This is a genomic window from Rhizobium sp. BK008 (assembly GCF_014197345.1).
GTDB lineage: Bacteria > Pseudomonadota > Alphaproteobacteria > Rhizobiales > Rhizobiaceae > Rhizobium > Rhizobium anhuiense.
Window position 1 is genome coordinate 139,054 of sequence record NZ_JACIFK010000012.1, and the last position, 11,078, is coordinate 150,131.

Genomic DNA, 11,078 nt, shown 5'->3' on the forward strand with positions numbered 1-11,078 from the left:
CATGGATCCTTCAGGCCGCTTCCAAGGTCTTTTCGCAGCGCAGAAGCATGCCGTAGAGGTCGCGGGGATCGTCCGGATCCGCCAGCAGATCGAGTTCGGTGAACATGCCGAGGTCCACGATTTTGTCGCGGATATAGCGAAGGGCGGAGAAGTCCTCGATCGCAAAACCGACGCTGTCGAAGAGCGTGACCTGGGTGTCGTTGATCCGGCCACGGGCTTCGCCGGTCATGACCTGCCAGAGCTCGGTGACCGGATGAGACGCCGACAGTTGCTGGATATCGCCTTCGATGCGCGTTTGCGGCGGGTATTCCACGAAGATATCGGATCTCAGCAGAACGTCCTTGCTGATCTCGGTCTTGCCAGGGCAGTCGCCGCCGACGGCGTTGATATGGACGCCCGGGCCGACATGGTTGTCGGAGAGGATGGTGGCGTATTGCTTGTCCGCGGTCACCGTCGTGATGATGTCGGCGCCCTCGATGGCATCCGCAACCGAACGGCACTCAACGATGTTGAAGCCAAGGCCAGTGAGATTGCGGGTGCATTTCCGGGTCGCTGCAGGATCGATGTCGAAGAGGCGGAGTTCGTCGATTCCGAGGAGAGACTTGAAAGCCCGCGCCTGGAATTCGCTCTGCGCGCCATTGCCGATGATGGCCATCGTTCGCGAATTGGGTCGAGCCAGATACTTGGCCGCCAGCGCGGATGTCGCTGCCGTGCGAAGAGCCGTCAGGATCGTCATCTCCGATAGCAGCAACGGATAGCCGTTGCCGACATCCGACAACACACCGAACGCAGTCACCGTCTGGCGGCCATCATGGGTGTTCTTCGGATGGCCGTTGACATATTTGAAGCCGTAGAGCGTACCGTCGCTGGTCGGCATCAGTTCGATGACCCCTTCCTTAGAATGGGATGCAACGCGGGGCGTCTTGTCGAACACCGGCCAACGCCGAAAGTCTTCTTCGATGGCGGCTGCGAGCTCCGTCAGGAACCTGTCGATACCCACCGCGAGTACCAGCTTCATCATGTGGTCCACGCTGATGAACGGGACGACATTCAGTTTCGGATCAACAGGCATCTTTCCTCCAGGCAAATTGAGCCCCTCATGAGATGGCAAACGCGGTATTTCAGCCTTGATTGAATCGGGAGATGAACTGATCGAAACGTTCGTTCACGCCGCCCCCGAACAGTTGTTGCGGCGAACCTTCAGCCTCGACCCGCCCCTTTTCCAGAAACAAGATCCGGCTCGATACATCACGTGCGAAGGCCATTTCGTGGGTTACGATCAACATCGTGCGTCCCTCTGCCGCCAAATCCCGCATGACTTTAAGGACTTCGCCAACCAGTTCCGGATCGAGGGCAGATGTCGGCTCATCGAAAAGAAGAACACGCGGTTTCATAACCAAGGCCCGGGCAATTGCTGCACGCTGCTGCTGGCCACCCGATAGCTGCGCCGGATAGAATTTGGCTCGGTCTAACAGCCCTACGCGCTTTAAGACCGTCTCAGCCTCGTCTCGCACCTCTGCCCGGCTTCGGCGCTGCACGTGGACGGGCGCCTCCAGCAAGTTGTCGAGAACGGTCATATGGTTCCAGAGGCAGAAGTTCTGAAAAACCATCGCAACTTGCGTGCGAAGGCGATCGACCTGTTTCCGATCGGCAATGCGAAGATTGCCGCCGCCCGGCCGCAGCTTCACCTCTTCGTCAAAGACGCGCAGTCGTCCGGCCGAAGGCAGTTCCAGCAGGTTTAAACACCGCAGAAATGTGGACTTGCCCGAGCCCGATGCCCCAAGGATTGAGACCACCTCCCCGTCATTTGCGCGGAAGTCGATGCCTTTCAAGACCTCAAGGTTGCCAAAGTGCTTGTGAAGACCTTCGGTCGAGATGGCAGGAATTGCTGCGATACTGTCCGCGACAGCGAAGTGAGAGGCGGAAGCCATGAGAATCTCCGATTTATGCCCAGTCAGGCGCGACGATGGGCGTGGTGTGCATGGAGCCGCCATTCGGCCAGCGAAAATGCTGAGCTGAGGAGAAAGGTCAGCGTCAGATAGATCGCGCCGGTGACAACGAAGATTTCGAGTACGCGATAGGTTGAGGAAATCATCTTGTAGGCGATACCGGTGACCTCGGTGAGGGTGATGATGCTGGCCAGCGACGTTGCCTTGATCATCAGGATCGCTTCGCTGCCGTAGACGGGAAGACCCTGGCGCAAGGCAATCGGCCAGACGATCCGGCGACGAAGCAAGAAACCCGACATGCCGCACGCGCGACCGGCTTCAATCTCACCGGCTGGCACCGCCTGGACGGCACCCCGGATGATCTCGGCGGTATAAGCGGACGTGTTGAGGGCCAGAGCCAGGATCGCACACCAATAGGGTTCGCGCAGGAAAGGCCACAGGAAGGAATGCCGCAGCGGTGTGATCTGTCCAAGTCCGTAGTAGATCAGGAAGATCTGCACCAGTAGCGGTGTCCCGCGAAACAATTCGACGTGAGCGCGTGCGATCCATCGCAATGGAAGAACCCGGCTACTAGCGGCGGCGGCTACTAGCACCGCCAAAACAAAGCCCATCGTGAGAGACAGCGCCGCGAGTTGCAGCGTTAGCGGCAAGCCCGACAAGAGTTGACGGAGGACGTCCAAAAGAAAAGGCCAATCCATGATCAGCGCCTCCAGGGTTTGGCGAGGTGGTTTTCCATCCGCGTTAAGGCAAAGCCTGTCGTCCGTCCGATGATCAGGAACATCACAGCGGCGGCGCCGTAGAACAGAAGTGGCTGGCGGGTCGAACCGGCTGCAGTGCCAGCCTGGCGCAGCAACTCGGTCAGGCCGATGACTGACAGAAGGGATGTTTCCTTCAGCACTGACTGCCAGATGTTGCCAAGCGCGGGTAACGCGATACGCAGCGTTTGCGGAGCAATGATCCGCCGCAATAGCAGAAGCTTCGACATGCCACGGGCGGCGCCAGCTTCGATCTGCCCGCGGTCCAACCGCAGGAACGCTGACCGATAGGCTTCCGTTTGGTAAGCACCAGAGACAACACCCACAGCAATCACGCCGATCGCGAAGGCTGGCAACGAATAGAAGCCAGGCAAGCCGCCAGAGTTCATTGCTTTTGTCAGGACGACGCTTCCGCCAAAGTAGAAGAGGTAGACGACCAGGATTTCCGGGACACCGCGAAAGACCGTCGTGTAGAACTGGCCAATTGCTTGCAGCAGGCGCGACCGTGCGAGCTTCAGGTTTGCGCCGCAGACCCCAAGCAGGCTCCCAAGAAGAAATCCACAGATCGCGGCTGCAAGGGTTACTCCCGCCGCTTTCAGCAAAGGCACCCCCCAACCCTGCGACCCGAAGCCCAACAAGTCTATGATACCCGGTGTCATTGTAAGGCCTCATCGTTGCGCGGTGATCGGGGGGCAAAACGGTCCGCGGCAAACGGTGCAAGCCTTGGATCGACAATTCCGTCGATCAGCGATTGGGCGACAATCTCTCCTACTGCCGGGGCAAGCTGGAAGCCGTGACCGCAAAAGCCAAACACATGCCACAGACCGTGATGCTGGCGACTAGGACCGATAATCGGAATTCCATCTGGCATCGCACCTTCCAGTCCGGTCCAGGTCCGCAGGACGGGCACTCCGGCCAATGCAGGAAAGGCTGAGACAGTGGCGGCGGCGCTTGAAGCCATGCGGTCCATGACTGTGAAAGAGGTGTCCTGATCCAAGAACGGTTTGCCCGAGATGCCGCCGCCGATGACCAATGAGCCGACGGCGCTCTGCTTGAACGACAGCGGCTGATCGATGCCGATCACTACCGGTGTGATGAAGGGCTTTACCCGCGCCGTCACCATCATCGTCAATGCCAGAACCTTGATTGGCAGCGTTTCTCCGAGCAGGGCGGCGACATTCGCGCCCCATGCGCCGGCGCAATTGACAACCCATTCGGCTTCGATAAGGCCCGCATCGGTGTCAGCACACCAACCGCCCACGGGTTTGGGTTTTAGCTCACGCAGGGCACAGCGTTCGAGAATTCGCGCGCCGGCTGCCTCGGCTGCATCGCGGAAGGCGCGAGCAGCGTTGGCGGGATTTGCGTGACCATCGCGACGAGAAATAAGACCACCGAGCGCCGAGCTCGCCAGGCCGGGCAATAGCCGGTGCAATTCTTCCGGGCCGATCAACTCTTCCGAACAGATGCCACGACCTTGCATGTCCCGGATTCGCGCGCTGGCCCATTCGAGTTCCGCCGCATCCATTGCCAGCGCGATCTGCGATGTTCCCAAACCAACTTCGCAGGCTTCGGCGGCAGTTGCCCCCACCAGGTCCGAGAGATTGGCCCACATCTCCATTGCGCGTAGAGACAGCGGATATTCCCGCACATCCCGCATCAGAAGGCGAAGCCCACCGGCGTTCACACCCGACGCATGTCGACCGGCAAGGTTTTTCTCTACGACAGTTACTTGCCAGCCAGCCCGAGCGAGGAACATTGCGATCGCGCAGCCCTGTAAGCCGCCACCGATGATCAGAACGTCGTCAACCTGCTTACGCATGATCGTCGCCTCCCCCGGCAGTTTGGGGCTTATCGTCGAGCGACACGACTTTTGCCAACTCAGGGTCAAGGCCGGTGAGGTTGGCAAGCGCCCCAAGCGGCAGAGGTCGCAGCGGCGGCCGCGCACGAAAGGGGGCTGGCGATGTCGGTGTTTGCGTGGTTGCTTCCGCAAGCAGGCGGGCCACCGTGACGGCGCAACTTCGACCCTGGCAAGGACCCATGCCACAGCGAAGGAGACCCCGGATCAGATTCATGTCGGTGGCGCCTCCACGAATGCTTTTACGGAGCGAACCGGCTGTGATCTCCTCACAACGGCAGACGATCGTCGCGTCATCGGGAAGTTGTTTGGCGAGGCCCGGTGCGAAGGCCACGTCGATAAACGGGCGACCGGCCATGGTGCGTTTGACCGCGGCCGCAGTTCGCCCGGCTGCGCCGGTCACGGGCTTATCTGATGCACGATTAAGTTTGGCGAGAATGGCTTTTGCAGCATGGCGACCATGTGCAATGGCGGCGTCCGCTCCTCCAATTTGGCGAGCATCGCCCGAGATGTGGATGCAGCAAGCCTCCGACGTCAACGACGGACCTGGCGCCATTTGTGCCTGACCGTCCTGCGATGTTTTTGGTCGCCAGCTTGCATCCGCTTGCTGCCATTCCAACGCGAGGCCTGCGCAATGCGCCAAATCGGTGGATGGAACGATGCCGTCATGCACCACCAGCAGATCGCAGGGAAGTTCCAGTTCCCCGCCCGCGATGCTCATGCTTACGGTTTCGACGCGGTTCTGGCCCCGTGCCCTAAGGTCGGAGACCCCGGTCCGCATCGGGATACCCGCCAATCGCAGTCGGGAAAGCCAGCCCAATCCCTTCAACAGTGCCGGTATGCCTGCCGGGCGTAGATGAGGTAGGGCGTGAAATTTGTCTTTAAGCTGGTCCGTGCGGGCAATGAGGGCTGGCTTGACGCCGAGGCGCCGCAACTGATCGGCGAGGAGAAAAATCAGCGGACCAGTACCGGCCAGCACGATCCGGCCTTCGGGCTGGAGGCGACCCGCTTTGATGAGCGTCTGCACGGCTCCCGCGGTCATCACGCCTGGTAGGGTCCAGCCTGGAAATGGCGCCGGCCGCTCCATTGCGCCATTGGCGACGACAACATGCCGGGCACGCAAATAGCCCGCCGACTCGTCTTTAAGCCAACCGACTGTGCCGTCGGCGCGCAGATCCCAGACTGTGGTTTCAGGCCGATAGTCGATGCCAGGCGTTGCCCGGAATTGTTGGATCAGTGTCCGACCAGCATTGTATGTGGAACCAAGAGCGGCCAGCAGGTCGTCGGTGCCTGGACGCGCCTCGAGGTTCGCTTCGAGTGCGCGGAAAATCTGGCCGCCGGGTGCAGGCTGCAAGTCGAGCACGATAACGTGGCGACCTGCGGAAGCCAATTCGACCGCAGCGGACATACCGGCGGGGCCTGCGCCGATAACGATTACATCCGCGTCGGGCGCAGGCCTGTCCCGCCCTTGGCCATGCGGTGCCGGATTTGTCGGGGTGTTCATTGCAGATATTCTCCAGCAATGGCCGCGGCACCTTCTTGTGTCCGAAGCCTCATGCCGTGCCGGACCTGCGAGAGGCAGGCCTGACGGCTTCCAATGCCGTCGATCTCGATCAGACAGTCGAAACAATGACCGATCATGCAATAGGGCAGTCTGGCGGCACCGCTGACTGGTGTAGTGCGGAAATAGGGAACGCCCGCCCTCAAAAGGCACGCCGCTATTGTTTCCCCTTCGCGGGCCTGGATGGGCTTGTCGTCGAGAAAAACAGTGATCGTTGCCTCGGTTGACCCGATGGACGTAAACATGCCAGCCCCTGTTCGATTGTTTTGCCAGATCGCTTCGACACGATCATCCTAGGCCGTGCGCTGATGATCCCCTCCTCTCTGACAGGAGGGGATAGAGCCGATCATTCGTGGATGGAGATATCCGTCCCGAACCACTTTTCGGTGAGGGTCTTGTTTGTGCCATCCTTGTTGATGGCCGTAATCGCCTCATCGAACGCGGCCCGCAGCGCATCATCACCGGGGCGCAAGGCAACGTTGGTCGTGCCGAGGCCAAGAACGCCCCCAGCAAAGGTTGGGCCAGTAAAGACGAGCGTTCCCTCAGGGTTGGCGTCAATGACAGCCTTGAAAGCCGTGACGTTAGCGACGGCCAGATCGATGCGTCCGGCGGTCAGTTCCAGACCTAGTTGCTCGAACGAAGGATATTCACGGATATCCAGTCCTTTGAAATATTGTCCTGTGAAGGTCGCCGCTGTGGAACCGGTTTGTACGCCGATTACCTTTCCGGCAAGCTTCGCCTTCAGCGCTTCGATGGCACCTTCGGACTCCTTGGGAGAATTCGCCAGATCGAAGGATTGACCTGCATCTGGCAAGTCTTTGAGGGTGTTGTCGCTCCCAGTCAGGAACCCGTTCGGCGCCTTCGCATAGGGTTTGGAGAAGGCGACAACTTTCTTGCGCTCTTCGGTCACACCCATCGAAGCGATAATCGCATCATATTTCCCAACGGTCAGGCCGGGAATAATGCCATTCCACTCTTGGGCGATGAGGTCGCATTTCACCTTCATTCGCTCGCAGAGAAGTTGAGTCAGTTCAATTTCGTAGCCATTGAGGGAGCCGTCAGCGGCAGTGAAGTTCCACGGAGGATACGCACCTTCGGTCGCGATAGTGATGTGATCCGGTAGATTTTGGGCGGCTGCCACGCAGGCCAGGAGCGGCATTGTGGCAAGGGCAAGCAGCATACTGCGTCTAAGCATCTCTTCGTTCCCTTTGTCTTATTGTTACGGGCTTTCCAAAGCCCGCTGGCTAATATGCCATCGCACCAGGGTTATTTGGATACAGTATCTGATTGACTGCAAATTCCGAGGCAATCCGCCCCCTGATTCCGAAATGATCTCGCCCCCCAATTCCGAGAAATAGTCGCCCCCTGATTCCGAGATGATGCCGCCCCCATCGGAAAGCATCTGGCGTGGGTGTTCTGCTGGTGTGAAGTTTCTTCCTTCGACGTGACGAGGAAGGAACGGGATGCCTGCGGAGAGACTGGAGATGCGGCGTGTCCGCGAGATATTGAGATATCGCTTCGAACAAGGACTTGGCCACAAGTCGATCGCGGTTCGGGTTGGAGCTGCGCCATCGACGGTGCGCGAGACGCTTCGGCGTGCGGCCATTGCGGAGCTATCGTGGCCGTTGGGTGACGACATCAGCGATGCAGTCCTGGAAGCGGCGCTTTACAAGGCAGGCGGGACGAAGACGGGTCATCGTCGGAGCCCTGAGCCGGACTGGACGCAGGTCCACCGCGAGCTGAAGCGCAAGCATATGACGCTGCAGATCCTTTGGGACGAATACATCAGCCGTTATCCGGAGGGCTATCGTTACAGTCGCTTCTGTGACCTCTACCGCGGCTGGGCGATGAAGTTGCCTGTGACGATGCGGCAGGATCACGCGGCCGGCGACAAGCTGTTCGTCGACTACGCCGGCGACACGGTCACGGTTGTCGTTGATCGGCTGTCCGGCAAGACACGGCAGGCGCACCTGTTCGTGGCGGTTCTGGGAGCATCCAGCCTTTCATATGCGCAGGCACGTTGGAGCGAGACGCTTCCCGACTGGATTGAATGCCATATCCTGGCGCTGGAGTTCTTTGGCGGTGCGCCAGCCTTGCTGGTTCCCGACAATGCCAAGGTAGCGATCATCAAGGCCTGCCACTTCGATCCCCAGGTAAACCGGACGTATTGCGGGATGGCGGCCCATTATGGCAGCGCCGTCTTGCCGACGCGGCCGCGACGCCCGCGGGACAAGGCGAAAGTGGAAGCTGCGGTTCGTATCGTCGAACGTTGGCTGTTGGGCCGGCTGCGCCATCGCATCTTCTATAGTTTGGCCGAGGTCAATGCGGCGATTGGCCAATTGCTCCATGATCTCAATGATAAGCGCGTTCTGCGCCGTGTCGGCGCCACGCGCCGCCAATTGTTCGAGGAGCTTGATCGTCCGGCTTTGCGACCGCTGCCTGTCGAACGTTATGTCTTTGCCGAATGGCGTATCCGGCGCGCCGGGCTGGATTATCACGTCGAGATCGAGCGGCACTATTATTCCGTTCCCTATCGCTTTGCCCGCGAGCAGGTCGAGGCTCGTATCACCGCCAATACGATCGAGATCTTCCACAAGGGCGAGCGAATTGCCGCTCACCGGCGCTCCAGCGGCAACGGCAAGCACACGACGATCCCCGATCATATGCCCTCTGCGCATCGCCGCTTTGCCGACTGGACGATTGAACGGATTCAACGCGAAGCCTCTGCGATGGGGCCGGATGTTGCGCTGTTGTGCGAGCGCATTCTTGCCGACAGGCCTCATCCCGAGCAGGGCTTTCGAGCTTGCCTCGGCATCATCCGCCTCAACAAGAGCTTCGGCCGCGACAGGGTCAATGCCGCTTGCGGCCGTGCGTTGGAGATTGGCGCACGAACCTATGGCTCGGTGCGATCCATCCTCGACAATCACCTTGACCGGACGGCTGCCTCAAATGGAGCGGCGCCGCATGAACCGATCCATCACGCCAACATCCGCGGACCTCGCTATTACCACTAAGGAGAACGAAAGATGCTTGCCCATCCAACACTGGATAAATTGAATGCCATGGGCCTGGCCGGCATGGCAAAGGCCTTTTGCGAACTTGTTGCCAACGGCGAAGCCGAACATCTCTCGCACGCCGAATGGCTCGGACTGCTGCTCGAACGGGAATGGAGCTCCCGTTACGATCGGAAGCTTGCGGCACGCCTCAGGTTTGCCAAGCTTCGCCACCAGGCCACCCCAGAAGATGTCGACTATCGCGCCGACCGCGGCCTCGACCGTGCTCTCTTCATGAAGCTGCTCGGTGGCGACTGGATCAACGCCCATGACAATCTGGCCATTTGCGGCCCCTCGGGTGTCGGAAAGAGTTGGTTGGCTTGCGCTCTCGGCCACAAGGCTTGCCGAGACGATCGCTCAGTTCTCTATCAGCGTGTCCCAAGGCTGTTTGCCCAGCTTGCGCTCGCGCGCGGTGACGGCAGGTATGCCCGGCTGCAACGGACCTTAGGCCATGTTCAGCTCCTGATACTGGATGATTGGGGGCTCGAGCCGCTCAACGAACAGGCCCGCCACGACCTGCTGGAAATCCTCGAAGATCGCTATGGACGCAGATCAACGATCATTACCAGCCAACTTCCCGTGTCCGCATGGCACGGCGTCATTGGCGACCCAACCTACGCCGATGCCATACTCGACAGGTTGGTCCACAATGCCCACCGCATCGAATTGAGCGGTGATAGTCTGCGCCGAAATCTACCGCGCAAAGCTTGACACCTCGCCTGAATGAACTGACAACAATCATCGCCTGCAGACCCCACTAAACAGGGGGCGAGATCATCCCGGAAACCGGGGGCGCAATCATCTCGGAACAAAGGGGCGGCTTCATCGGAATCGGCAGATTGACCTTAGGCTAAGTTGAACTTACGCTGAGAGGATGATGTCAGCGCTGATCCCTTCATTAAACTGGCTGCGCGTGTTCGAGGCAGCCGCACGACACCAGAGCTTTGCCCGCGCCGGGAAAGAACTGAACATGTCGGCTGCCGCGGTCAGTCAGCAAGTCCTTGCGTTGGAGACCCATCTGGGTCGCCCTCTGTTCGAACGTGCTGCAAACCGGATAAATTTGACGACGGAAGGAGGCGATTTCCTTCCCACGGTCCAGGTTTCGCTTGGGGCAATCGAGAGCAAGGCCGCATCTCTTTTCGCGCGGCAGCGCGTCGAACGGGTCACCCTGCTTGCCAGTCAATTGATGGCAATGAGTTGGCTCCCTCGCGTGCTGGCTGACTTTGAGCGCGAGAATCCGTTGATCCGTGTTGAACTTTTAATGGAGGGCACGCAGCGTAAGGCAGACCCCGACCTCGCAATCCGCTTCGGGGAGGAACCGCACCTTGTGCGCCATCCAAGCTGGCTAATGGGGATGTCGCATGTCGTTATGGGTCGGAAGGAAGATCTCGACAGAATGGAGGGCCTGGAAGATCTGTTGTCATTTCGATTGTTTGACGTAGCAGCGCATGTGATGGGATGGACCGCGCTTATGAATCATAACTTCGGGCCGATGCGAGGGCGGAATCTCAGACTTGAGACCGTCGATACTACTCCGCTGGCGCTGATCATGGTTAGCCAAGGACTAGGCCTTGCAATAGGCCATATCCCGGTATGCGGTCCGCTCGCTGCATCGCTGGGATTGGAAATCTGCCCGCTCGTCCCCAAAACTCCGGGGCCGGGGAACTACTATCTCGAGCAACCAGTAAACAGGCCGCAACGCTCTGCCGTACTCCAACTCGAACGCGCACTTCAAGCCGCCGCCCAGGCATCGTTGCGTGGCACATGACGTTCAACATGCGATCTCGCCCAAGGGTTCAGGTCTATAGATGGTACTGTAACGTTAACCGCGAAGCGAAGAAGATGTGGGATCTGTCGGCATTCTGCACGTGATCCTCTCTATCGTCGCCACCGGTTTCCAGCGGA

The 11,078-nt window shown here is 59.5% G+C and carries 11 protein-coding genes; 3 read left to right on the forward strand and 8 right to left on the reverse strand.

The genetic code is table 11. The features are described 5' to 3' along the window. Positions 1-10 precede the first annotated feature (10 nt). The 8 genes from ocd to FHT69_RS32070 all read right to left on the reverse strand — a co-directional run bounded on the left by ocd (position 11) and on the right by FHT69_RS32070 (position 7,315). On the reverse strand, positions 11-1,072 hold the full coding sequence (gene ocd / locus FHT69_RS32035; RefSeq protein ID WP_183845313.1) for an ornithine cyclodeaminase: 1,062 nt from the start codon (positions 1,070-1,072) through the stop codon (positions 11-13). A gap of 49 nt (positions 1,073-1,121) precedes the next feature. After that, positions 1,122-1,931 (reverse strand): ABC transporter ATP-binding protein, encoded by an 810-nt coding sequence (locus FHT69_RS32040; RefSeq protein ID WP_183845312.1) that lies wholly within the window; start codon positions 1,929-1,931, stop codon positions 1,122-1,124. A 23-nt stretch (positions 1,932-1,954) separates the two neighbouring features. Further along, entirely contained in the window at positions 1,955-2,647 is a 693-nt protein-coding gene (locus FHT69_RS32045; RefSeq protein WP_183845311.1) for an ABC transporter permease, read from the reverse strand. A 2-nt stretch (positions 2,648-2,649) separates the two neighbouring features. Beyond that, a complete protein-coding gene (locus FHT69_RS32050) occupies positions 2,650-3,363 on the reverse strand; it encodes an ABC transporter permease (protein WP_183845310.1) in 714 nt (237 codons plus the stop codon). Continuing rightward, positions 3,360-4,523 (reverse strand): FAD-binding oxidoreductase, encoded by a 1,164-nt coding sequence (locus tag FHT69_RS32055; RefSeq protein WP_183845309.1) that lies wholly within the window; start codon positions 4,521-4,523, stop codon positions 3,360-3,362. Before FHT69_RS32055 ends, FHT69_RS32050 begins: the two co-directional genes overlap by 4 nt. Beyond that, on the reverse strand, positions 4,516-6,063 hold the full coding sequence (locus FHT69_RS32060; protein WP_183845308.1) for an NAD(P)/FAD-dependent oxidoreductase: 1,548 nt from the start codon (positions 6,061-6,063) through the stop codon (positions 4,516-4,518). The genes FHT69_RS32055 and FHT69_RS32060 overlap by 8 nt, the downstream gene beginning before the upstream one ends. Further along, on the reverse strand, positions 6,060-6,365 hold the full coding sequence (locus tag FHT69_RS32065) for a (2Fe-2S)-binding protein (RefSeq protein ID WP_183845307.1): 306 nt from the start codon (positions 6,363-6,365) through the stop codon (positions 6,060-6,062). The genes FHT69_RS32060 and FHT69_RS32065 overlap by 4 nt, the downstream gene beginning before the upstream one ends. A 101-nt stretch (positions 6,366-6,466) precedes the next feature. Then, positions 6,467-7,315 carry a transporter substrate-binding domain-containing protein gene (locus FHT69_RS32070; RefSeq protein ID WP_183845306.1) on the reverse strand — a complete coding sequence of 283 codons (849 nt, stop codon included), beginning with the start codon at positions 7,313-7,315 and terminating at the stop codon, positions 6,467-6,469. A 289-nt stretch (positions 7,316-7,604) separates the two neighbouring features. Here FHT69_RS32070 and istA point away from each other — a divergent pair, with 289 nt between their 5' ends. From istA to FHT69_RS34610, 3 genes are all read left to right on the forward strand, one after another. Beyond that, positions 7,605-9,134 carry an IS21 family transposase gene (istA, locus tag FHT69_RS32075; RefSeq protein ID WP_107010529.1) on the forward strand — a complete coding sequence of 510 codons (1,530 nt, stop codon included), beginning with the start codon at positions 7,605-7,607 and terminating at the stop codon, positions 9,132-9,134. Positions 9,135-9,146: 12 nt separating this feature from the next. Continuing rightward, complete coding sequence (istB, locus tag FHT69_RS32080; RefSeq protein ID WP_183845825.1) at positions 9,147-9,884, forward strand: IS21-like element helper ATPase IstB; 738 nt, start codon at positions 9,147-9,149, stop codon at positions 9,882-9,884. A gap of 166 nt (positions 9,885-10,050) precedes the next feature. Next, complete coding sequence (locus FHT69_RS34610; RefSeq protein ID WP_281413890.1) at positions 10,051-10,941, forward strand: LysR family transcriptional regulator; 891 nt, start codon at positions 10,051-10,053, stop codon at positions 10,939-10,941. The last annotated feature ends 137 nt before the right edge of the window (positions 10,942-11,078 follow it).